This window comes from Pseudomonas sp. LAMO17WK12:I1 (genome assembly GCF_900177315.1).
Taxonomy (GTDB): Bacteria; Pseudomonadota; Gammaproteobacteria; order Pseudomonadales; family Pseudomonadaceae; genus Aquipseudomonas; species Aquipseudomonas marginalis.
Genome location: NZ_FWZV01000006.1, coordinates 189,356 through 211,787, shown reverse-complemented (window position 1 = coordinate 211,787; position 22,432 = coordinate 189,356). Strand labels below are relative to the sequence as shown.

Annotated in this window: 14 protein-coding genes and 1 pseudogene; 7 read left to right on the top strand and 8 right to left on the bottom strand. The window is 61.9% G+C overall.

The window, feature by feature from the left end; genetic code table 11:
* Nucleotides 1–181: 181 nt before the first annotated feature.
* Together B9N88_RS13310 and B9N88_RS13305 are read left to right on the top strand one after the other, a co-directional pair.
* A complete protein-coding gene (locus B9N88_RS13310; RefSeq protein ID WP_027604973.1) occupies nucleotides 182–469 on the top strand; it encodes a type II toxin-antitoxin system HigB family toxin in 288 nt (95 codons plus the stop codon).
* A 6-nt stretch (nucleotides 470–475) separates the two neighbouring features.
* Complete coding sequence (locus B9N88_RS13305) at nucleotides 476–877, top strand: helix-turn-helix domain-containing protein (protein ID WP_027604972.1); 402 nt, start codon at nucleotides 476–478, stop codon at nucleotides 875–877.
* A gap of 18 nt (nucleotides 878–895) precedes the next feature.
* On the opposite strand, the gene selO is transcribed toward B9N88_RS13305, so the two are convergent.
* The 5 genes and pseudogenes from selO to B9N88_RS33260 form a co-directional block, all read right to left on the bottom strand.
* Complete coding sequence (gene selO, locus B9N88_RS13300) at nucleotides 896–2,359, bottom strand: protein adenylyltransferase SelO (protein ID WP_027604971.1); 1,464 nt, start codon at nucleotides 2,357–2,359, stop codon at nucleotides 896–898.
* A gap of 48 nt (nucleotides 2,360–2,407) precedes the next feature.
* The gene (gene mscK / locus B9N88_RS13295) at nucleotides 2,408–5,791 is read right to left on the bottom strand and encodes a mechanosensitive channel MscK (RefSeq protein ID WP_027604970.1); all 3,384 of its coding nucleotides are present in this window, start codon (nucleotides 5,789–5,791) and stop codon (nucleotides 2,408–2,410) included.
* 52 nt (nucleotides 5,792–5,843) lie between these two features.
* Nucleotides 5,844–7,586, bottom strand: coding sequence for a potassium/proton antiporter (locus B9N88_RS13290; protein WP_027604969.1), 1,743 nt, complete (start codon nucleotides 7,584–7,586; stop codon nucleotides 5,844–5,846).
* A gap of 233 nt (nucleotides 7,587–7,819) precedes the next feature.
* Nucleotides 7,820–8,683 carry a methyl-accepting chemotaxis protein gene (locus B9N88_RS33265; RefSeq protein WP_371263357.1) on the bottom strand — a complete coding sequence of 288 codons (864 nt, stop codon included), beginning with the start codon at nucleotides 8,681–8,683 and terminating at the stop codon, nucleotides 7,820–7,822.
* Nucleotides 8,675–9,430: pseudogene (locus B9N88_RS33260) on the bottom strand (MCP four helix bundle domain-containing protein); the annotation flags it as partial. The gene B9N88_RS33265 and the pseudogene B9N88_RS33260, both read right to left, overlap by 9 nt.
* Nucleotides 9,431–9,720: 290 nt before the next feature.
* Between B9N88_RS33260 and B9N88_RS13280 the strand changes: the two are divergent.
* The gene (locus B9N88_RS13280; RefSeq protein ID WP_003187970.1) at nucleotides 9,721–9,951 is read left to right on the top strand and encodes a hypothetical protein; all 231 of its coding nucleotides are present in this window, start codon (nucleotides 9,721–9,723) and stop codon (nucleotides 9,949–9,951) included.
* Nucleotides 9,948–10,238, top strand: coding sequence for a cell division protein ZapA (locus B9N88_RS13275; RefSeq protein ID WP_017526490.1), 291 nt, complete (start codon nucleotides 9,948–9,950; stop codon nucleotides 10,236–10,238). Before B9N88_RS13280 ends, B9N88_RS13275 begins: the two co-directional genes overlap by 4 nt.
* Here the strand turns inward: B9N88_RS13275 and B9N88_RS13270 are convergent.
* Nucleotides 10,235–12,037, bottom strand: a complete 1,803-nt coding sequence (locus B9N88_RS13270) for an acyl-CoA dehydrogenase (RefSeq protein ID WP_027604967.1) — start codon at nucleotides 12,035–12,037, stop codon at nucleotides 10,235–10,237. The two genes, B9N88_RS13275 and B9N88_RS13270, sit on opposite strands and share 4 nt — an antisense overlap.
* Before the next feature lie 153 nt (nucleotides 12,038–12,190).
* Nucleotides 12,191–16,144, bottom strand: coding sequence for a trifunctional transcriptional regulator/proline dehydrogenase/L-glutamate gamma-semialdehyde dehydrogenase (gene putA, locus B9N88_RS13265; protein WP_027604966.1), 3,954 nt, complete (start codon nucleotides 16,142–16,144; stop codon nucleotides 12,191–12,193).
* 460 nt (nucleotides 16,145–16,604) lie between these two features.
* Between putA and putP the strand changes: the two genes are divergently transcribed.
* From putP to B9N88_RS13250, 3 genes are all read left to right on the top strand, one after another.
* Entirely contained in the window at nucleotides 16,605–18,089 is a 1,485-nt protein-coding gene (gene putP, locus B9N88_RS13260; protein WP_027604965.1) for a sodium/proline symporter PutP, read from the top strand.
* Between the two features lie 203 nt (nucleotides 18,090–18,292).
* Nucleotides 18,293–20,347: a type VI secretion system Vgr family protein gene (locus B9N88_RS13255; RefSeq protein ID WP_051429331.1), complete on the top strand. Its 2,055-nt coding sequence runs from the start codon at nucleotides 18,293–18,295 to the stop codon at nucleotides 20,345–20,347.
* A complete protein-coding gene (locus tag B9N88_RS13250) occupies nucleotides 20,322–21,047 on the top strand; it encodes a DUF4123 domain-containing protein (protein WP_027604964.1) in 726 nt (241 codons plus the stop codon). Before B9N88_RS13255 ends, B9N88_RS13250 begins: the two co-directional genes overlap by 26 nt.
* Here the strand turns inward: B9N88_RS13250 and B9N88_RS13245 are convergent.
* Nucleotides 21,033–22,310 carry an O-acetylhomoserine aminocarboxypropyltransferase/cysteine synthase family protein gene (locus B9N88_RS13245; RefSeq protein WP_027604963.1) on the bottom strand — a complete coding sequence of 426 codons (1,278 nt, stop codon included), beginning with the start codon at nucleotides 22,308–22,310 and terminating at the stop codon, nucleotides 21,033–21,035. The genes B9N88_RS13250 and B9N88_RS13245 overlap by 15 nt on opposite strands.
* Nucleotides 22,311–22,432: the final 122 nt, after the last annotated feature.

Here is a 22,432-nt window from a genome sequence, read left to right as displayed (position 1 = left end):
TATCAAGCTCGGGGGTGGCGACGCATGTGCTAACAGATTCGCAAATGTCGATTGGCGCATGCCTATCTAGGCTGGAAGTGCTTGTTCGAAATAGCACCATTGGTCCGTTCGGTGCCATAGCAAATTGCGATAGTCGGCGTTCGGGTTTAACCTTCATAGCAATATGCGATAGGGATGTTGCATGCGTGTAATCAGTGCGAAACAAATCCGAAGTGCCAAGTTGAAGTGGCCTCATTCAGCCACTGCTTTGGATGAGTGGTATCGGAAAGTCAAAGTCCTCAATCCCGAAGACTTCGCGGCGTTGAAATTGATTTTTCCTGCAGTGGATAAGGTGGGGGCATTACACGTCTTCAACATCGGTGGTAACAAGCTACGGCTCATTGCGATTGTGCGCTACCGAATGCAGCGGCTTTATATTCGGCATGTGCTGGACCATCGGGAATACGACAAGGGTAAATGGAAGGAGTGATTGAAAATGAGTGTGCTGATTGAGCAGGTGGCCGAGCATTGGCAATTCGTATCACCGCTGCTGCGCAAGCCCAAAACCGAGGCTGACTACGATGTGTTGGTGGAGGCGCTCGACGAATTACTGGATATCGTCGGGGATGACGAAGCCCATCCGTTGATGGGCGTTGTCGATATCATCGGTGACTGGGTCGAGGCTTATGACCTGGAGCATTGGCCGATGCCTGAGGCGAGCGGTGTCGACGTACTGCGATCAATGATGCAGGAGCATGGCCTGACTCAGAGTGATTTGCCGGGTGTTGGCGCTCAATCGGTGGTCTCGGAAATCCTCAGTGGAAAACGCCAGCTGAACGTGCGACAGATTCGTTGGCTGGCGGATTTTTTCAAGGTGCCGGTCGACCTGTTCATCTAACCGTGGGCATGGCGCGTATCACGACGAACAACTGATCTCCAAATGCTTGCCCCAATCCGGCGGTCGTTGCGCGTACTGTTCCATCCCCGCTTGCTCCTCGAACGGCTTGGAAAGCACCTCATGCAGTCGCTGCACTTCGCTGTAGTCGCCTGATTCGGCGGCGGCGATAGCGTTCTGTGCGAGGTAGTTGCGCAGGATGTACAGCGGGTTCACTGCATGCATCCGCTCACGGCGCTGCTCTTCGCTGTAATCCCCATCCCGCGCAACACGGGCCGTGTACAGCTCGGCCCAGGCATCGAACCCGGCGAGGTCGACAAAGTCATCGCGCAGCTTCGCCACCGCCAGCGCTGCCGATTCATCCCCAAGTCGCCGGAAGAACAGCGTGTAATCCACGCCGCTGTTCTGCATCAGCTTCAGCAACCGCTCCACCAGCTTCTGGTCGTCGTCTTCGGCAGTGGACAGCCCCAGTCGGCGGCGCATCAGGTCCAGGTAGTGGGCCTGGTACAGCGGCAGGTACAGGCCAAGGGCTTCTTTCAAGGCATCGACGCTGATAAATGGCGTGAGCGCCTGGGCCAGCGCGCTGAGGTTCCACTGGCCGATGGGCACCTGGTTGCTGAAGGAGTAACGTCCTTCATGGTCCGAGTGATTGCAGATGAAGTGCGCGTCAAAGTCGTCGAGAAACGCAAACGGCCCGAAGTCGAAGGTGATGCCGAGGATCGACATGTTGTCGGTGTTCATCACGCCGTGGCAGAAACCATAGGCCTGCCATTTGGCGATCATCTCGGCATTGCGCTCGACGATTTCGCGGAACATCGCCAGGTAGGGCTCGGGCTGTTCGCGGCACTCGGGGTAATGCAGGTTCAGCACGTGTTCGGCCAGCTCGGCCTGCTGTTCGGGCTTTTTGGTGTAGTAGAAGTACTCGAAATGACCAAAGCGGATATGGCTGGGCGCCAGGCGCAGCACCATCGCCCCACGTTCCTGCTTCTCACGCCAGACCGGCGTGCTGGAGCCGATCACGCACAACGCACGGCTGCTGGGGATGCCCAGTGCATGCAGCGCTTCGGAGGCCAGGAACTCCCGAATCGACGAGCGCAGCACCGCGCGGCCATCGCCCATGCGCGAGTAGGGCGTCATCCCTGCACCCTTGAGGTGCAGGTCCCAATGCTCGCCGGCCTCGTTGTATACCTCGCCCAGCAGCAATCCCCGACCATCGCCCAGCTGCGGGGTGTAGCCGCCGAACTGGTGCCCGGAGTAGACCATTGCCCGCGGCTCGGCTTCGGCCCACAGCTTATGGCCGCTGAACAGCTCGGCGAACACCGGCGTTTGCGCCACGGCAGGGTCGAGGTCGAGCAGGGCCATGGCGGCATTGCTTGCCACCACCAGGCGCGGTTCGTCGAGGGGCTCGGGCAATACGTGGGTTGAGAACGCGTCGCCCAGGCGTGCGAAGCGGTTGTCGAAGGTCAGTTCGTCGAGGGCTTTCACCGGCCATCTCCAGCAGAATGTCCGAGCATTCTGCTGGGGATAGGGCGTTTAGTCGAGTTTGCTGGGCGGTGGCTCGGGTGCATCCGCCACTTTGCCGTCCGGCGGCTCCGGCACATCTGGCGCCTCGGTCGGTCCGACGATGGTTCTCTTCTCGTCCTCCACCGGCACCAGCTTGTACTCCTGGCCGTGGAGGTTTTTCAGGTACACCTCCATCTGCCGGAACGAGATGTTGATGTGGTGGTTCTTGAACTCGCGGTTGATAAAGCGGTTCACTTCGTCGATCACCGGGTTGCGGTCACCGAGGTCGCGCACGTGCATGCGCAGTTCGTGGTCCAGCGTACTTTCGCCGAAGTTGAGGAAGTACACATGGGGTTCCGGTTCCTTCAACACCCTTGGGTTTTCTCGCGCAGCCTTGAGCAACAATTCCTTCACCAGGTCCAGGTCGGAGCCGTAGTCCACGCCCAGCTTGAGGGTCACGCGGGTGATGGTGTCGGTCAGGGACCAGTTGATCAGTTGCCCGGTGATGAACGTCTTGTTCGGGACGATGATGTCCTTGCGGTCGAAGTCGGTGATGGTGGTGGCGCGGATGCGGATCTTGCTCACCGTGCCCGACAGGTTGCCGATGGTGATGGTGTCGCCGATGCGCACCGGGCGCTCGAACAGGATCATGATGCCGGAGATAAAGTTGGCGAAGATCTCCTGCATGCCGAAGCCCAACCCCACCGACAGCGCGGCCACCAGCCATTGCAACTTGTCCCAGCTCACGCCGAGGGTGGACAGGGTCGAGACAAAGCCCACGCCGGCAATGATGTAGGACAGCAAGGTGGTCGTGGCGTAGGCACTGCCCTGGGCCAGGTCAAGCTTGGACAGCACCAGCACTTCCAGCAGGCCGGGCAGGTTGCGCGCCAGGGCAAAGGTGATGCCGATGATAATCAGCGCGCCGAGCAGGTCGCCGATGCTGATCGGCACCATGCTGATATTGGCACCGGTGCCGCTGGTGTATTCGTACAGGGTGACGTTGTCCAGGTAGGAAAATACCGAGATCAGGTCCGACCATACCCAGTACAGCGCCGCGATAAAGCCGCCGAGCAGCGCCAGGCGGATCAGGCGCATCGATTGTTCGTTGACCTGTTCGATATCCAGGGTCGGCTCTTCGATCACCGCTTCGCCTTCGCCGGCTTCCTTGGCGGCCTGGCGTTTGGCCAGGGCGCGGGAATAGGCCAGGCGTCGGGCGGCAACGCCCAGGCCGCGGACGAAGGTGGCTTCGATGACCAGCCAGAACATCAGCAGGTACAGGGTGTTGATCAGCCGATCGCTGAGCTTGAGGGCGGTGTAGTAGTAGCCAAAGCACACGGCAATGAACAGCGCGATAGGCAGGGCGGTAAACAGCAGGCCCACGGCTTTGCGGAACAGCGAGGCTTTTTCGTGGGTCGGGCTGTGCAGCAGCAGGCGTCCCAGCAGCCAGGCCATCAGGGCGTAGCAGGTCAGGACCACCCCAATGCCCAGCACGTCGTCGGCCAGCGCCGCCGGTTGATGCTCGGCAATCGCCACCACGGCCACCAGGGCCAGCACCACCAGCCCGAGCTTGCGCACCCAGCCCTGGAGGAATTCGACCTGGGGCTTTTCCCAGCGGAAGTGCAACTCGGCCACGCCACCCGGCGCCAGGATGCGGTAGGCGGTGTAGAACACCAGCCACGCCTGGGCAATCTGCAACAGGGCCGCGCCGAGGTTGGCGTTTTGTCCACGGGCATCTATTTGCAGTGCGTAGCCGCACAGCGCCAGGCCCAGTGCTACCGGCATCGCCAACAGGATATTCACCAGGATCGCCTGGGGCGTGTGCCATTGGCTGTCGCGTTTGAAGTGGCCGATGTCCAGATGGACTCTTTTCAGGCGCGCGTACAGCGCGTTGCGGCGCCACAACAGGGCACCGATCAGCAGCAGCAACGGCAAAAACAGCAGCGGACGCTGGGTCAGGCCGTCGTACAGCTCGCTGACGCTGGAGGCCCAGGGCAGGGTGGTGACCTGCTTGCTCAGGTGCGCCGGCACGGTTTCCAGCCACTCGGTGTCCAGCGGCTTGTTGCTGGGGATCCAGAACATCTGTTCATCGAGCGTCGCGCGCAGGGTGGTGGCGGTGCTGAGCAGTTGTTTCTGGTTCAGTTGCAGGGTGATGGATTCGTTGAGCAGCGCGCTCAGCTCGCGGCTCAGGCGCTCCAGCAGGTCGCTGCGGGTGATCGCCAGTTCCAGCAGGGTGCGCCGCAGTTGCGGGGTGACGTCGGCCGGCGGCTGGTTGGCCAGCAGGTTATCCACATAGGTGCTGGGGGAGCTGATCAGCTCGCGCTGTTGGTTGACCTCGAACTGGTACAGGCGAATGTTGGCGATATCGTCCGCCAGGTCGCGGTCCACCGTCAGGCGGGGCAACGCTTGTTTCTGCTTATACAGAATCTTCGACAGGAGCAGGCTGCCCTTGAGCACATTGATCTGCTCGTCCAGGGCCGAATCGCTCTGGGTCACGGTGTCCAGCTGTTGCTTGGTCTGCAGGTTCTTCTGGGTCAGGTCGTTGAGGCGGTCGGTGCTCTTGAGCAGGTAGTCGGACAGTTTCAGGTTGGCCGCGCTTTCCGTGGCCAGCAGGCTGCTGCCGCCGGCTTTCTGCGCTTCGATGGACTGTTGGGTGACGGTCTGCTGGGACTGGGCCAGGCGCTTCTGGTTGATCAGGGTTTGCAGGTCCTGGATCTCCTGTTCCAGGCGCGCGGTTTTTTCCTGGATCAGGTCGTGCTGGCTGTTGCCCAGGTCCTGCAGCTGGCTGTTGCCGGCCAGCTCCTGGCGGCGCAGGGGGATCAGGGCATTCAGGGAAGCCAGTTCGGCATTCAGTTGGTTGCGCTGGTCGCCGCTGAGGGCTTTGCCATTGTCCTTGCCGGCCTTGAGGGTGGCATTGATCTGCTGGATACGCGTCTGGCTGCTGCTGATTTCGGTCTGGGCGCGCTCGGGACGGGTCTGGGCGGCGATGGTCAGGCTGTTGGCGTCGGCCAGTTCCTTTTGCAGGTCGCCTTGCTGGGTGCTGCGCTGCACCAGCAGTTGCTCAAGCTGCGGCACCGGCAGGGTGGCGTAGCGTTGGGCCACCGGAATGACCTTGGTGGCCTTGAGTCGGGTCAGTTCGCGCTGGTTCTCGCTGGTCTGGCGCGGCGCGTCTTCCAGCTGGCGCTTGAGGTCGACCAGGCGCTGCTCGTAATCCTGCTTGTTGCCCAGGTAGGTCAGGGTCTGTTGCAGGATCGACTGCAGCGCCTTCATGTCGGCGTCGGGCAGTTTGCGATCCGGCAGCTTGTCCAGGGTTTGCTGGATGGCGTCGGCGCTGGGCGGGTCGGCGGCGTAGACGCTGCCGACACAAAGGGTCAGGCCCAGCAGGGCAGTGGCGAGAAAAGTGCGCAGGGTTGGCATAGAGACCGATCGAGCAAGGTGAAGAATCGGGGGCGTGCTGTCGCCCCGCAGTTTAGAGGAAGAGTCCGGGGCCCGGGCGACTTCCTTCGGGGAATCTGACGCCGACTTTGCCAATCTTGTTCCCGTCCATGACCGCGACGGTCCAGATGGTGTTGTTCCACTCCACCTGGTCGCCCACTACCGGCGCGCCGCCGACTTTCTGGGTGATGAAGCGGCTCAGCGGCATGTCCGGGTCGATCCCTTCGAGCTTGAGGCCATACAGCGCCGAAACCGCGCCCAGCTGGGCGTCGCCTTCGAGGACGAAGTCGCCGAAGAAGCGCAAATCGAGGCCGCGTTGCGGTGCCTGGCTGAACAGTTTGCCCAGGGCCGGCAGGTTGTGTTCATGGCCGATCACACAGAGCAGATCGCCGACTTCCAGCACCGTACTACCCGACGGATGGAGCAGTTGCTGGCCACGGAACAGGGCCGCGATGCGCGTGCCTTCGGGCATTTTCAGCTCACGCAGGGCCGCGCCGATGCACCATTTTTCTGCGCCGAGGCGGTAGACGAACAGCTCCCACTCGCTGGTGACGTGCACTTCCAGCGCTGCGCGGGAGATCGGCGCCGGGTCCGGCGGAACGGTCACTTTGAGCAGCTTGGCCACCCACGGCAGGCTGGTGCCCTGTACCAGCAGCGACACCAGCACGATAAAGAACGCCAGGTTGAAGTACAGCTGCGCATGGGGCAGGCCGGCCATCAACGGGAACACTGCCAGGATGATCGGCACCGCGCCGCGCAGGCCGACCCAGGCGATAAAGGCCTTTTCGCGGCCATGGAAGGCTTTGAACGGCAGCAGGCCGACCATCACCGACAGCGGCCGCGCAAACAGGATCATCCACAGCGCCAGGCCCAGGGCCGGCAGGGCAATCGGCAGCAAATCATGGGGCGTGACCAGCAGGCCCAGCACCAGGAACATACCGATCTGCGCGAGCCAGGCCATGCCGTCGAGCATATGCAAAATGCCATGACGGCTACGCACCGGGCGATTGCCGATCACCAGGCCGCACAGGTACACGGCGAGGAAGCCGCTGCCATGGAAGGCGTTGGTCAGGGCGAACACGAACAGGCCGCCGGCGATCACCAGGATCGGGTACAGGCCGGTGGCCAGGTTGATGCGGTTGACCATCTGCAGCATCAGCCAGCCGCCGCCGAGGCCTACGATGCCACCGATGCCGAACTCGCGCACCAGGTGGGTCAGCAGGCTCCAGTGCAGGCCGGTCTGGCCGCTGGCGAGCATGTCGATCAGGGTGACGGTGAGGAACACCGCCATCGGGTCGTTACTGCCGGATTCGATCTCGAGGCTGGCGGTCACCCGTTCGTTCAGGCCCTTGCCGCCCAGCAGCGAGAACACCGCTGCGGCGTCGGTCGAGCCGACAATCGCACCGATCAGCAGGCCTTGGATAATATTCAGGTCAAACAGCCAGGCCGCCGCCATGCCGGTGAGGCCGGTGGTAATCAACACCCCCACGGTGGCCAGGGACAATGCCGGCCAGAGTGCCACGCGGAAACTCGCCACCCGTGTACGCAAACCGCCGTCGAGCAGGATCACTGCCAGCGCGAGGTTGCCCACCAGGTAGGCAGTCGGGTAATTGTCGAAAATGATGCCGCCGCCATCGACGCCGGCCACCATGCCCACGGCCAGGATGATCACCAGGATCGGGATACCCAGGCGCGAGGAAAGAGAACTCACCAGAATGCTCGCACTCACCAGCAACGCGCCGATCAAGAACAGGCTGTTGATGGTCGTCGCATTCAAAGGCAGTACTCCATGGGCAAACAAGACGGGACGCAAACTGACCATGCAGTCTGCGTGCCAGGGATTCTAACCTGTTGAATTGCGGTGCTGTCAAAAAGCTTTTAACGTCGGGCGCAGATCTGAATGTGGGAGGGGGCTTGCCCCCGATGGCGGTATGTCAGTCAGCTTGTCTTTAACTGATCCACCGCTATCGGGAGCAAGCCCCCTCCCACATTTCAAGCCAGTGCAGGGCGTTAGAGGCGGAAGCGGCCTACCATCCCGTTCAGGTCTACCGCCAGGCGTGACAATTCGCTGCTCGCGGCGCTGGTCTGACTGGCGCCCGTAGCGGATTGCACCGACAGATCACGAATGTTCACCAGGTTGCGGTCCACTTCCCGCGCCACCTGCGCCTGTTCTTCCGCCGCGCTGGCGATCACCAGGTTGCGCTCGTTGATCTCGACAATCGCCATGTTGATGGTGTCCAGCGACATCCCGGCGCCTTTGGCGATGTTCAGCGTCGACTCCGCCCGTTCGGTACTGTTGCGCATCGAGTCCACCGCGTGCTCGGTGCCGGCCTGGATACTGCCGATCATCCGCTCGATCTCGCTGGTGGACTGCTGGGTGCGATGGGCCAGGGCCCGCACTTCATCGGCGACCACCGCGAACCCGCGACCGGCTTCACCGGCGCGTGCGGCTTCAATCGCCGCGTTCAGGGCCAGCAAATTGGTCTGGTCGGCCAGGCCGCGAATCACGTCCAGCACTTTGCCGATATCGCGCGACTCATTGGCCAGTTCGCCGATCAGGGTGGCGGTAGCCTGCACATCGCCGCTCATGCGCTCGATGGCGCTGACGGTTTCCTGCACCAGGTCGCGGCCGTCGCCAGCAGACGTGGTGGCGTTGCGCGAGGCTTCCGAGGTGCTCACCGCATTGCGTGCGACTTCTTCCACGGCGCTGGTCATCTCGTTGACGGCGGTGGCGGCTTGCTCGATTTCGTTGTTTTGCCGGGTCAGGCCACGGGCACTTTCGTCGGTGACGGCGTTCAGTTCCTCGGCGGCGGAAGCCAGTTGGGTGGCGGAGCCGGCGATGCGTTGCAGGGTGTCGCGCAGTTTGTCCTGCATCTTGGCCATGGCGGCGAGCAGGCGCCCGGCTTCATCGTTGCCGTCGACTTTGATCGGCCGTGTCAGGTTGCCTTCGGCGACTTCTTCCGCCGCTTCCAGTGCCTGTGAAATCGGCAGGGTGATGCTGCGGGTCAGCAGCCAGGCAAACAGCAGGGTCAGCAGCGTGGCGATCACCAGCAGGCCCACGACCAGGTTGAAGGCCGCGTTGTACTGGTCTTCGGCCTCCTGATTGGTGGCCAGGGCCATCTTGTTATTGAGGTCCAGCAGGCGCGTCAGCACGGCGTTGACCTGCTCGGAGTTGCTCAGCAATTCGGTGTTAAGCAGGCTGCGCAGCTCATCCACCTGGTTGGCCCGTGACAGGCTCTTCATGCGCTCTTCAATCTGATGGTACTGGCCCAGCAGGCTTACATATTCGTTGTAGGTGCTACGTTCTTCGCTGCTTTCGATCAGTTTCTCGTAGACGCCCTGGGCGGCGCGAATCTGCTGGTTGCGCAGTTCGAAGGCTTCCAGGGTCTTTTGCTGCACATCCGGCTCGCGGTTGGTCAGCAAGCGGTAAGACAGCACGCGCAGGCGCAGGGTCAGTTGGGTGAACTCATCCAGGGCACGGATGCTTGGCACGCTGGACAGGGTGATGTCTTCGGTGGCGCCACGGATCTTGCTCATCTGGTTCAGGGCGAACACGCCTAGAAACAACATCAACGCGCCAATAAACGCGAAGCCGAGGAAGGCCCTCGGAGCGATATTCATATTACGAAGCGACATGCGGAAATCCTGGGAGAGGCGCAATCCGTGCGGTCATGAGACGGGGTGTGCCTCTCTATCGGGCGTACGACTAAAGTCTAGAGGGGGCTGTGCGTTTTTGTCGCATCTGACGAGGGGTTGCGCGGATTCAGGAACCAGATGGGGGAAATGCAGTCACTAAGGCTCGAAAGCGTGGCCCGGCCCTTGAAAACGGGCTGCGCGCCAGGGATAACCCTGGCATCCGAGGTGAATTTTCTTTATCGTCACCGCCCTTTGAAAAAGCCCGAGAAATCAAAATGTTAGAAGCATCCCTCAGCCAACTGGAACAACTGGTCAGCGACCTGGTACAGCAGAATCAGGAGCTACTGGGCAGCAACGAATCCCTCAAGGCCGAACTGGCTCGCGCCAAGGATGAGAACGACAGCCTGCAACTGAACCTGATGGAGCAGGAAGAAAAGCACGGCGCCACCGCAGCGCGGATCCAGGCGCTGGTTGAGCGCGTGAGCGCAGGCCCTGTCAGCGCATGAATGAAGGCATAAAGGTCGTTTCGATTCTCGGAGAGGATTACTCGATCAAGGCCCCGGCCGGGGAAGATAAAACTCTGATGCACGCCGTGACCATGCTCAAGGCCTCCCTGGCCACCACCAAGAAAAAGTACCCGACCCTGATCGGTGACAAGCTACTGGTGCTGGCGGCGCTGAACCTGTGCGCCGAGCAGATCGAAATGCAGCAGGCTCACCAGCAGGAACTCGACCGTTACCAAGAGCAAGTCAGCGCCACGGTCGAGGTGATTTCCAAGGCGATCCAGCCCTAGAACCACTCATCCTGCATCCCCAGGCACGTATCATCCCGTGCCTCCAGAATCGCCAGTTCATGATGGCAGCCCGGAATCTCCCAAGTCAGGAAGTACCGGGCAGCCTGGAGCTTGCCTTTATAGAAGGCGACATCGGCCACATTGCCCTTGGCCAGCCCTTCTTCGGCGCGAATCGCCTGTTCCAGCCAGCGCCAGCCAATCACCGTATGCCCGAATACCTTCAGGTACAGCGCCGAGTTCGCCAGGCTGCTGTTGACCTTGCCCTGGGCGAGATCCGTCAGCAGGCCGATGGTCACGCTTTGCAGGCGGCTGACCAGGTGCTCCAGCGGCTCTCTCAATGCCGTCAGGCCTGGATATTCCTGTGCCCGTGCGCCCGTGTCGGCGATCAGCCGGATCAGTTGCTTCAGGCCCGCGCCGCCGTTCTGCGCCAGCTTGCGCCCCAGCAGGTCCAGGGACTGGATGCCATGGGTGCCCTCGTGGATCGGGTTCAGGCGGTTGTCGCGGTAGTACTGCTCCACCGGGTATTCGCGGGTATAACCGTGGCCGCCGAGGATCTGGATCGCCAGTTCGTTGGCCTTGAGGCAGAACTCCGAGGGCCAGGATTTGACGATGGGGGTGAGCAGGTCCAGCAGTTCATGGGCCTGTTTGCGTTCGGCCTCGGTTTCCAGTGTGGTGGTGTCATCGAACAGCCGCGCGGCGTACAACCCCAGGTCGAAGGCACCTTCGACGTAGGCTTTTTGCGTCAGCAGCATGCGCTTGATATCGGCGTGCTGGATGATCGAGACCGGCGCGGTGCCTGGGTCCTTGCTGTCGGGCAAGCGGCCTTGCGGGCGTTCGCGGGCGTATTCCAGCGAATAGAGATAGCCGGCGTAACCGAGCATCACCGCGCCCATGCCGACACCGATGCGTGCCTCGTTCATCATCTGGAACATGCAGCTCAGGCCTTGGTGCGGTTTACCCACCAGATAGCCGACGCAGTTGCCGTTATCGCCGAAATTCAGTGCCGTGGAAGTGGTGCCACGCCAGCCCATCTTATGAAACAGCCCGGCCAGCAGCACGTCGTTGCGCGCGCCGAGGCTGCCGTCGTCGTTGACCAGGAACTTGGGCACGATAAACAGCGAAATGCCCTTCACCCCGGCGGGCGCGTCCGGCAGCTTGGCCAGCACCATGTGCACGATGTTTTCCGACAGCGGGTGGTCGCCGCCGGAGATGAAGATCTTGTTGCCTTTGAGGCGATAGCTGCCGTCAGCCACGGGCTCCGCGCGGGTACGAATATCCGACAGCGATGAGCCGGCATGGGGCTCGGTCAGGGCCATGGTGCCGAAGAAGCGGCCTTCGATCATCGGTTGCAGGAAGCGCTGTTTTTGTTCCTCGGTGCCGAAGCTTTCGATCAGGTTGGCGGCGCCCATGGTCAGGAACGGGTAGGACGTCGAGGCCGCGTTGGCAGATTGGAAATGAGCGAAGCAGGCTTGAGAGAGCAGGGTCGGCAACTGCATGCCACCGGCTTCGAAGCTGCGGGCCGCATTGAGGAAGCCGGCTTCCAGGAACGCATCCACCGCCGGTTTGACTTCCGGAATCAGGATGGCTGCGCCGTTTTCGTAGCGCGGTTCGTTTTCGTCGTTCTTACGGTTGTGGGGGGCGAAGTGCTTTTCGGCGATGCTGCGCGCCGTGCTGATCGCGGCATCGAACGTTTCGCGATTGTGCTCGGCAAACCGCTCGCGCTGGGTCAGGCCCTCGGCATCGAGGACTTCATACAGCTCGAAAGCCAGATTGCGGGAACTGAGCAGCGTCTCGGACATGGCGGCTTACCTTTGGAGGAATTGGCCTGAGTCTAAGTGCGCGAATAAAGACTGGATAGCAAGATTGATCTGGGTGATGAAGAGGCAGAACGCGGGGAGGGGAATTGAAATGCGATCAAATGTGGGAGGGGGCAAGCCCCCTCCCACATTCAGTTAGCCGATGGTCATCAGGCTGGCATTACCGCCTGCCGCTGCGGTGTTAACGCTCAACGCACGCTCGATCACCAGCCGCTCCAAGGCAATTGTGGTCTCGCCTTGGGACAAACCATGCACCCCGACAATCGCCCCGCCACGCTGCGCCACTTGCTGGCACACCCCACGCAGTTGGTCGGAATCGCCGTGGTGCAGGACGGCGTCAAACACCACCTCGTCCTTGGTCCAGTCGGCCACGCGCTTGATTTTCGCCTGAATCTCCTTCGGCAGGCGTGGGAACACGGCCTTGGTCAGGTCGGTTTCCGGCCATACCGCCGAACCGCCGACGGCCAATACCGCCGCCAGTTGAGTCAACAGATCGCCTTCCACGTCCGCCAGGCACAGTACGTGCTCGCGGGGCAGGATGGCGTAGCTGTTGCGCTCGCCGGTCGGGCCGGCCAACTGACGGGTGATACCGCTTTGGGATTGCGCGGCGAACTGGCTGCACAGCGCACTCAGTTCGCTGAACTTATTGCTGTTGGCCCAGGTTTTCAGGGCGGTCAGCGGTTGGCTCATGGCGTCGCGCAGGCGTACATCCGGTGCCGCCAGCTTGTCGCCACGTACGAAGGATTGCTCGATCGCATCGGTAGGACGGGTCGACAGCAAGCGGTACAGGTACAGCGGGCCACCGGCTTTCGGGCCTGTGCCCGACAGGCCTTCGCCGCCGAACGGCTGCACGCCGACCACGGCACCGACAATGTTGCGGTTGACGTAGACGTTACCGGCATTGACGTTGTCGATCACCTTGGCGATGGTCTCGTCGATACGGGTGTGTACGCCCAGGGTCAGGCCATAGCCGGAAGCGTTGATCTGGCCGATAAGCTGGTCGATCTCCTTGCGCTTGTAGCGCACCACGTGCAGCACCGGGCCGAAGATCTCCCGTTGCAGTTCGTCGAAGCTTTCCAGCTCGATCAGGGTGGGCATCACGAAGGTGCCGCGCTTGATTTCTTCACCGTCGGCAATCGCCACCTGGTACACATTGCGGCCTTTGTCGCGCATGGCCTGGATGTGTTTCTCGATGCCGGCCTTGGCTTCGGCGTCGATTACCGGGCCGATGTCCACCGACAGGCGCTCCGGGTTGCCCAGGCGGCATTCAGCCATGGCGCCCTTGAGCATTTCGATCACGCGGTCTGCCGAATCTTCCTGCAGGCACAACACGCGCAGGGCCGAGCAACGTTGACCGGCGCTGTCGAAGGCCGAGGACACCACGTCGATGACCACCTGTTCGGTGAGTGCCGAGGAGTCGACGATCATTGCGTTCTGGCCGCCGGTTTCGGCGATCAGCGGGATCGGACGGCCCTGGGCATCCAGGCGTCCGGCGACATTGCGTTGCAGCAGGCGCGCGACTTCTGTGGAGCCGGTGAACATCACGCCCTTGACGCGATCATCACCCACCAGGCGCGCACCGACGCTTTCACCCTGGCCCGGCAGCAATTGCAGCACGCCTTGGGGAATACCGGCTTCGAGCAGGATGCGCACGGCTTGTGCAGCCACCAGCGGGGTTTGTTCGGCTGGCTTGGCCAGTACCGGGTTACCGGCGGCCAGTGCGGCAGCCACTTGCCCACTGAAAATCGCCAGCGGGAAGTTCCACGGGCTGATGCACACCACCGGGCCCAGTGGGCGGTGGGCGTCATTGGTGAAGTCGTTGCGTGCCTGCACCGCGTAGTAGCGCAGGAAGTCCACGGCCTCACGCACTTCGGCGATGGCGTTGGCGAAGGTCTTGCCGGCTTCGCGGGCCAGCAGGCCCATCAGCGGCTGGATCTCGCCTTCCATCAGGTCGGCGGCACGTTCCAGGATCGCGGCGCGTTCGGCGGGCGGGGTGGCCTGCCAGATCGGGCCGGCGCTGATGGCGCACTGGATCGCGTTGTCGACGTCTTCGACAGTGGCTTCTTGCACGTGACCGACCACGTCACGCAGGTCGGACGGGTTCAATACCGGTGCCGCCGCTTGATCGCTGGCGGCGCAACCGAGCATCGGCGCGGCCTTCCAGTTGTTGTGCGCGGTGGCGAGCAGGGCGCAGGACAGCGATGCCAGGCGGTGTTCGTTGGCCAGGTCGATACCGGCCGAGTTGGCACGGTCGCCGCCGTACAGGTCACGGGGCAGCGGGATACGCGGGTGCGGCAGGCCGAAGCCGCCTTCCAGCGTCGCCATCTGCTCGATGCTGGCCACTGGATCGGCCACCAGCTCCTGGATCGAGATGGACTGGTCGGCGATGCGGTTGACGAACGAGGTGTTGGCGCCGTTTTCCAGCAGGCGACGCACCAGGTAGGCCAGCAGTGTTTCGTGAGTGCCGACCGGTGCGTACACGCGGCACGGACGGTTCAGCTTGCCTTCGGAAACCTTGCCTACTACCTGCTCGTACAGCGGTTCACCCATGCCGTGCAGGCATTGGAACTCGTACTGGCCGGGGTAATAGTTCTGACCGGCGATATGGTAAATCGCCGACAAGGTATGGGCGTTGTGCGTAGCGAACTGCGGGTAGATGACTTCCGGTACCGACAGCAGCTTGCGTGCACAGGCAATGTAGGAAACGTCGGTGTACACCTTGCGGGTATACACCGGGTAGCCTTCCAGGCCTTCGACCTGGGCGCGCTTGATCTCGCTGTCCCAGTACGCGCCTTTTACCAGGCGGATCATCAGGCGATGGCGGCTGCGGCGTGCCAGGTCGATGACGTAGTCGATCACATACGGGCAACGCTTCTGGTAGGCCTGGATCACGAAGCCAATGCCGTTCCAGCCGGTCAACTGCGGTTCGAAGCACAGGCGCTCGAGCAGATCCAGCGACAGCTCCAGGCGGTCGGCTTCTTCGGCGTCGATGTTCAGGCCGATGTCGTATTGCTTGGCCAGCAGGGTCAGGGACAGCAGGCGCGGGTACAGCTCATCCATCACGCGCTCGTACTGTGCACGGCTGTAACGCGGGTGCAGGGCCGACAGCTTGATGGAGATGCCCGGGCCTTCATAAATCCCACGGCCGTGGGAGGCTTTGCCGATGGAGTGAATGGCTTGCTCGTACGAGGCCAGGTATTTCTGCGCGTCGTGTTCGGTGAGGGCGGCTTCACCGAGCATGTCGTAGGAGTAGCGGAAACCCTTGGCTTCGAATTTGCTCGCGTTGGCCAGGGCTTCGGCGATGGTTTCGCCGGTCACGAACTGCTCGCCCATCAGGCGCATGGCCATGTCGACGCCCTTGCGGATCATCGGCTCGCCGCTTTTGCCGATGATGCGGCTCAGGGATGAGGTGAGGCCGGCTTCGTTATGGGTAGCGACCAGTTTGCCGGTCAGCAGCAGGCCCCAGGTGGCGGCGTTGACGAACAGAGACGGGCTGTTGCCCAGGTGCGGATGCCAGTTGCCGGTGCTGATCTTGTCGCGGATCAGCGCATCGCGGGTGCCTTTGTCCGGGATCCGCAGCAGCGCTTCGGCCAGGCACATCAGGGCTACGCCTTCCTGGGACGACAGCGAGAATTCCTGCAGCAGGCCCTGAACAATCCCGGCACGGCCGCCGGCACTCTTCTGATTGCGCAGTTTTTCCGCAATCGACGCGGCGAGCTTGTTGGTGGCTTCGGCCATTTGCACCGGCAGGCGGGCCTGTTCGATCAGCATCGGCACCACTTCCGGCTCGGGGCGACGGTAAGCGGCGGTGATCGAAGCGCGCAGTACGGATTGCGGCAGGATGCTCTCGGCGAACTCAAGGAAGCACTGGTGGGCGTGGTCGCTCTGGACTTCGCCTGCGTCGTCAGCGTCCTTGCTGCTCAAGCCGTTGAGCTCGGTCAGGGTTGCACCACCCTCGAGTTTCTCCAGGTAATTGAAAATCGCCTGCTTGATCAGCCAGTGCGGCGTGCGATCAATGGAGGTCGCGGCCGCCTTGAGGCGTTCGCGGGTCGGGTCGTCGAGTTTGACCCCAAGGGTGGTCGTAGCCATTTTCTTATCCTCATGGGTGCCACTACCGAGTGGCATCAGCTGGCGGCAAGATTAGCTTTGCTCAGGGAGAGGTGCAACCGGGTGCAACCCATTTTGTCGATGAATTTTTCGTCGCTTGATCGGAAAAAAATTGGCCGGCGACGGAATCCGCTTCGGCTTGGTGCATTTGCTTCTGAGATCGGCTGTTCTTGCTCCGAAAAGGAGCAAAAAAGGGGCGTTTTGCGGGTTTTACACTTGGGTGCAACTTATTCCCAAGAAACTGGTTGCACCTTATTTGCTTTGTTGAATAGCATTCGCGCCCAAGGTGCAACCGGCTTTAGGGTTTGGTTCATCGGCTGGCGGCTTTCCTGGGGAAACGTCAGTCATAAATGCGCGGCACGCAGTTACGTTTACCTACTTCCAGTAGGTGGCCGTCTGACAGACCGCCGCTACATAAAAACAAAGCCAGGGCGTCACTCCTATGAGCGTTAGTAATCCAACCCTGATCACGTTCGTGATCTACATCGCAGCAATGGTGCTGATCGGCTTCATGGCCTATCGCTCCACCAACAACCTTTCCGATTACATCCTCGGCGGTCGCAGCCTTGGGAGCGTGGTGACTGCCTTGTCAGCCGGTGCTTCCGACATGAGCGGCTGGTTGTTGATGGGACTGCCGGGCGCGATCTACATGTCCGGCCTGTCGGAAAGCTGGATCGCCATCGGCCTGATCGTCGGCGCCTACCTCAACTGGCTGTTCGTGGCCGGTCGCCTGCGGGTACAGACCGAGCACAACGGCGACGCCCTGACCCTGCCGGACTACTTCTCCAGCCGTTTCGAAGATAAAAGCGGCCTGCTGCGGATCATCTCTGCGGTCGTGATCCTGGTGTTCTTCACTATCTACTGCGCGTCCGGCATCGTGGCCGGTGCCCGCCTGTTCGAAAGCACCTTCGGCATGTCCTACGAGACCGCGCTGTGGGCCGGCGCTGCGGCGACGATTGCCTACACCTTCGTGGGTGGTTTCCTGGCCGTCAGCTGGACCGACACCGTACAAGCCACGCTGATGATTTTCGCGCTGATCCTTACGCCGATCATCGTGCTGCTGGCCACCGGTGGCGTCGACACCACGTTCCTGGCCATCGAAGCCAAGAACCCCGACAACTTCAACATGCTGAAAAACACCACCTTCATCGGCATCATCTCGCTGATGGGTTGGGGCCTGGGTTACTTCGGCCAACCACACATCCTCGCGCGCTTCATGGCGGCGGATTCGGTGAAGTCGATCGCCAACGCGCGTCGCATCTCCATGACCTGGATGATCCTGTGCCTGGGCGGCACCGTGGCCGTGGGCTTCTTCGGCATCGCCTACTTCTCGGCGCACCCGGAAGTGGCGGGCCCGGTCAACGAGAACCACGAGCGCGTGTTCATCGAGCTGGCCAAGTTGCTGTTCAACCCATGGATCGCGGGCGTATTGCTGTCGGCCATCCTGGCTGCGGTCATGAGCACCCTGAGCTGCCAGTTGCTGGTGTGCTCCAGCGCCCTGACCGAAGACTTCTACAAGACCTTCCTGCGCAAAAGCGCTTCCCAGCTTGAACTGGTGTGGGTCGGCCGCCTGATGGTACTGCTGGTGGCCTTGATCGCTATCGCCATGGCCGCCAACCCGAACAACCGCGTCCTGGGCCTGGTGAGCTACGCCTGGGCCGGTTTCGGTGCTGCGTTCGGCCCTGTGGTGCTGATCTCGGTGATCTGGAAGAACATGACCCGCAACGGCGCACTGGCCGGGATCCTGGTCGGCGCGATCACCGTGATCGTGTGGAAGCACTTCGAACTGCTGGGTCTGTACGAAATCATCCCAGGCTTCATCTTCGCCAGCCTGGCGATCTACGTCGTGAGCAAGCTGGGCGCACCGACAGCCGGTATGGTCGAGCGCTTTGATGCGGCGGAAAAAGACTACAACCTCAACAAGTGATTTGCCGGGCGCTGAGCGCTCGATGAATTAAAAGAAGGCCCGCGTCCTACGGATGGCGGGTCTTTTTTTGCGTGCGATTCGAGCTGGACTGAGTAGGACTCCTACGTACACATGTAGGGTTTTACTGATTTATTTGGGCTGTGCCCGGCAGGGTGAGGCAGTGGTGCAGAATCTCCCGCCTACCCCTCGCAGAGAAACACCGGATGTTCGCTCCTGCCAATCAAAGTGCCTTTACCCTGACCCTCGACGGTGTGTCGAGTGAACTCAAGGTGTTTGAGTTCCGGGGTAGCGAAGCCATCAGCCAGCCGTATCGTTTTGATCTTGAACTGGTCAGCGAACAGCCCGACCTGGACCTGGAAAGCCTGCTGCATCGCCCGGCATACCTGGGCTTCGACGCTCACGGCCGTGGTGTCTACGGCCTGGTTTATCGGGTCGCGCAGGGCGATTCCGGGCGGCGGCTGACGCGTTACCAGATCAGCCTTGTGCCGCAGTTGGCCTATCTCGCGCACAGCAGTCGCCAGCGGATCTTCCAGCACAAGACGGTGCCGCAGATCATTGCGCAGGTGCTGGCGGAGCAGCAGCTCCATGCCGACCAATTCGAATTTCACCTCAGTGGCGCCTATCCCGAGCGCGAGTATTGCGTACAGTTTGGCGAGAGCGACCTGGCCTTCATTCAGCGCCTGTGTGCCGAACAGGGGATTCACTATCACTTCCAGCATTCGCCCGAAGGACACCTGCTGGTGTTTGGCGATGACCAGACCGTTTTCGCCCCGCCCGATCAGCCTACGTCCTACATGCCGGGCTCCGGGATGGTGGCGGATACGCCGGCCATCAAGCGCTTTGCGCTGCGGTTGGAAACCCGCACCACCGCGGTCAACCTGCGTGACTACGACTTTCTCAAGCCGAGCCTGGTGCTGGAGAGTGGCGTGGTCGGCGAACAGCTTCCACGGTTTGAGGCGCAGGCCTACCCCGGTCATTTTTCCGATCGCCCCCACGGCAAATACCTCGCGCAACGTGGCCTGGAGCGGCACCGTAGCGACTATCGAATAGCCCGTGCCAGCGGCGATGACCCTGCATTGAGCAGCGGCCGGTTCTTCAAGTTGACCGGGCATCCGCGGGACGAATGGAATGACGTGTGGCTGGTGACGCAAGTGACCCACGAAGGCAGGCAGCCCCAGGTTCTGGAGGAGGCTGTCACCGAGGTTGGCGGTGGAGATTTTCTTCAGGGGTATCGCAATGAATGTGTGGCGACTCCGTGGGACGTGATCTTCCGCCCGCCCTTGCCGGAGCAGGCGCGGCCGGCGTTGTCGGGTTATCAAAGCGCGGTGGTCACCGGCCCCGTCGACAGTGAAATCCACTGCGACGAATACGGCCGGGTCAAGGTGCAGTTGGCCTGGGATCGCGCTGGGGCGCATGACGATCATTCCAGCTGCTGGCTGCGGGTGGCCAGCGGTTGGGCCCATGACCGCTATGGCTCGGTACTTATCCCGCGAGTGGGCATGGAAGTACTGGTGGGGTTCGCCAATGGGGATATGGACATGCCGCTGGTGATGGCCTGCCTGCCGAACGCGGCGACCCCGGTCCCCCTCGACCTGCCGGCAGACAAGACCCGCAGTATCTTCCGTAGCCAGAGCAGCCCCGGTGGCGGTGGCTACAACGAACTGCGCATCGAAGACCGCAAGGGCGCCGAGGAGATCTACCTGCGCGCCCAGCGGGATTGGACCCAGCATGTGCTGCATGACCAGCAGGTGCAGATCGACCATCAGCGCCGCATCAGGGTGGGCGGTGAGTCGCACCATGAAGTACAAGGCGAAGAGCAGCGCATCACCCATGGCAACCGTTTGACGGAACTCAAGCAGGACGACCATCTGGTGGTCGGCGGTTCGCAGCAGATGCGGGCCGGGCGGGCCATCCGGATGGGTGCCGGGCAGAGTGTTGTCATTGATGCGGGCGCGAGCGTGACAATCCAGGCCGGTGGGCAGTCGATCACGCTGTCGGCAGAGGGGATTTTCAGCAGCACGCCCATTCAACTGGGAGGCGCGCCTGCTCCGGCGGCGTCGCCATTGATGCCTGGGGTGAAAGCGGCGTTGCTGGCGGTTATACCTGCACCGCTGAGCCGGATACAGGTCGCCAGCCTGAAACGGAGCGCGCCGTTTTGTGAAGAGTGCCAACGCTGCAGTGACGGGCAGTGCGCTCTCCCATTCCATTCAACCTTAAAAGGAATTTACCCTGATGTCCCAACCCTTGAGCCCCGATGACTGGCTGGCACAATGCCCTCTACTCCCCAATGAGCGGCTTTACGTGGTACTGAGCAGTGCCAGCGACGCGAAGCCGCTGGCTGCGTGGCAAGTCTCGGCCGGCGGGATGTTGCCTCAAGCGCTCTGGGCAGGTACGGCCTATGCCGGGTGGGATGAGGTGATGCCCTACGCAGCGGTTGTCGAGCCCGACAGTGCCTTCCTCGATTGGATCGCAACCACTGAAGCCTCGGACTGGGGTTGGCTGGCGGTATCGTCCAGTCCGCTGGAAGTCGTCGTTGCTCACCTGCAAGGCCTGACCAAGATAGTGCTTCCCGATGAGCGGAGCGTGTTCCTGCGCTTCTGGGATGGCGCCCAGTTTCTGCCGATTGTGCAGAAACTGGACGATGAAATCGGCGCAGTACTGCCCGTGTTCCAGCGCTATCTGATCAATGGCCAGCCGTTGAGCGTGGCGACGCCATCGGTCACTGCGGCCAAGGCCAGCCCTTGGTGGCGCGTGCCTGACGCGTTATTGGCGCACTTGGCCGCGCAGTCGCCGCAGACCCTGATCGACAACCTGCTGCAGTGGCTGGAAGAGCAGCGCCCCGACCTGTATGCCGCTTTTACGCCGGCGACCTTGCGGCACAAGGTCGCCTACTTCGCGCGCAGTACGGACATCAGCGCTGAAGCGCTGGCGGGCTACCTGGACTCAGAGTTGAGTTGAGGCCAGCGCCTGTTGCAGGTCGTCGATCAGGTCTTCGACCGCTTCGATACCCACCGACAGGCGAATCATTTCCGGCTTTACGCCGGCCTTGGCCTGTTCCTGCTCGTTCATCTGTCGGTGAGTGGTGGAAGCCGGGTGGCAGGCCAGGGACTTGGCGTCGCCGATGTTGACCAGGCGCTTGAAGATTTGCAGGGCGTCGTAGAAGCGCACACCGGCATCAAAGCCGCCTTTCAAACCGAAGGACAGGATCGCCGACGGTTTGCCCTGCATGTATTTCTGCGCCAATGCGTGGTGCGGGTGGTCCGGCAGGCCGGCGTAGCTGACCCACTCCACCTCGGCATGGCCTTGCAGGAATTGCGCGATTTTCAGGGCGTTTTCGGTGTGGCGCTCCATGCGCAATGCCAGTGTTTCCAGGCCTTGCAGCAACAGGAAGGCATTCATCGGCGCCAACGCTGCACCGGTGTTGCGCAGTGGCACGGTGCGGGCACGGGCGATGAAGGCGGCGGGGCCGAATTTTTCGGTATAGACCACGCCGTGATAGGCCGGCTCGGGCTGGTTGAGGCCGGGGAATTTATCCGCGTATTTCGTCCACGGGAACGTGCCACTGTCGACAATTACACCGCCCAGGGAGTTGCCATGGCCGCCGACGTACTTGGTCACCGAGTGCACCACGATGTCGGCGCCGAACTGGATCGGCTTGCACAGGATCGGCGTGGCCACGGTGTTGTCCACTACCAGCGGCACGCCGCGGGCATGGGCGACGTCGGCCAGGGCTTCGATGTCGATGATATTGCCCGCCGGGTTGCCGATGCTTTCGCAGTACACCAGCTTGGTGTCGTCGTCGATCAGTTCGGCGATGGCGGCGGCGCTGTCGTCCCGGGCGAAACGCACCTCCACGCCAAAGCTCGGCAGCAGGTGGGCGAACAGCGTGTAGGTGCCACCGTAGAGTTGCGGTGTGGTGACGATATTGTCACCCGCACGGGTCAAGGTCTGGATGGCATAGTGAATCGCCGCGCTGCCGGCCGAGACTGCCAGCGCCGCGATACCACCTTCAAGGGCGGCAATGCGCTGCTCCAGCACATCGTTGGTGGGGTTCATGATGCGCGTGTAGATATTGCCGGGTACGTCCAGGTTGAACAGGTCGGCGCCGTGTTGGGCGTTATCGAATTCGAAGGCGACGTTCTGGTAGATCGGCACGGCGACGGCCTTGGTGGTCGGGTCCGACTTGAAACCGTGGTGCAGCGCGATGGTGGCGTCTTTCATGATTGTTATTGACCTCCCTGGAGTGGTGGATGGCCACAATAAATCCGCCTCGCCGTCGACATTTAGATTTTTTTCAACGGGCTGCCTGCGTTTGCGGCATAAGCGCCGCCCGGCATGCGGCC

Coding starts and splice junctions, on each gene's coding strand:
- B9N88_RS13310 (WP_027604973.1), top strand. CDS start 182: ATGCGTGTAATCAGTGCGAAACAAATCCGAAGTGCCAAGTTGAAGTGG.
- B9N88_RS13305 (WP_027604972.1), top strand. CDS start 476: ATGAGTGTGCTGATTGAGCAGGTGGCCGAGCATTGGCAATTCGTATCA.
- mscK (WP_027604970.1), bottom strand. CDS start 5,791: ATGCCAACCCTGCGCACTTTTCTCGCCACTGCCCTGCTGGGCCTGACC.
- B9N88_RS33265 (WP_371263357.1), bottom strand. CDS start 8,683: ATGCAGGACAAACTGCGCGACACCCTGCAACGCATCGCCGGCTCCGCC.
- B9N88_RS13280 (WP_003187970.1), top strand. CDS start 9,721: ATGTTAGAAGCATCCCTCAGCCAACTGGAACAACTGGTCAGCGACCTG.
- B9N88_RS13275 (WP_017526490.1), top strand. CDS start 9,948: ATGAATGAAGGCATAAAGGTCGTTTCGATTCTCGGAGAGGATTACTCG.
- B9N88_RS13270 (WP_027604967.1), bottom strand. CDS start 12,037: ATGTCCGAGACGCTGCTCAGTTCCCGCAATCTGGCTTTCGAGCTGTAT.
- putA (WP_027604966.1), bottom strand. CDS start 16,144: ATGGCTACGACCACCCTTGGGGTCAAACTCGACGACCCGACCCGCGAA.
- putP (WP_027604965.1), top strand. CDS start 16,605: ATGAGCGTTAGTAATCCAACCCTGATCACGTTCGTGATCTACATCGCA.
- B9N88_RS13255 (WP_051429331.1), top strand. CDS start 18,293: ATGTTCGCTCCTGCCAATCAAAGTGCCTTTACCCTGACCCTCGACGGT.
- B9N88_RS13250 (WP_027604964.1), top strand. CDS start 20,322: ATGTCCCAACCCTTGAGCCCCGATGACTGGCTGGCACAATGCCCTCTA.
- B9N88_RS13245 (WP_027604963.1), bottom strand. CDS start 22,310: ATGAAAGACGCCACCATCGCGCTGCACCACGGTTTCAAGTCGGACCCG.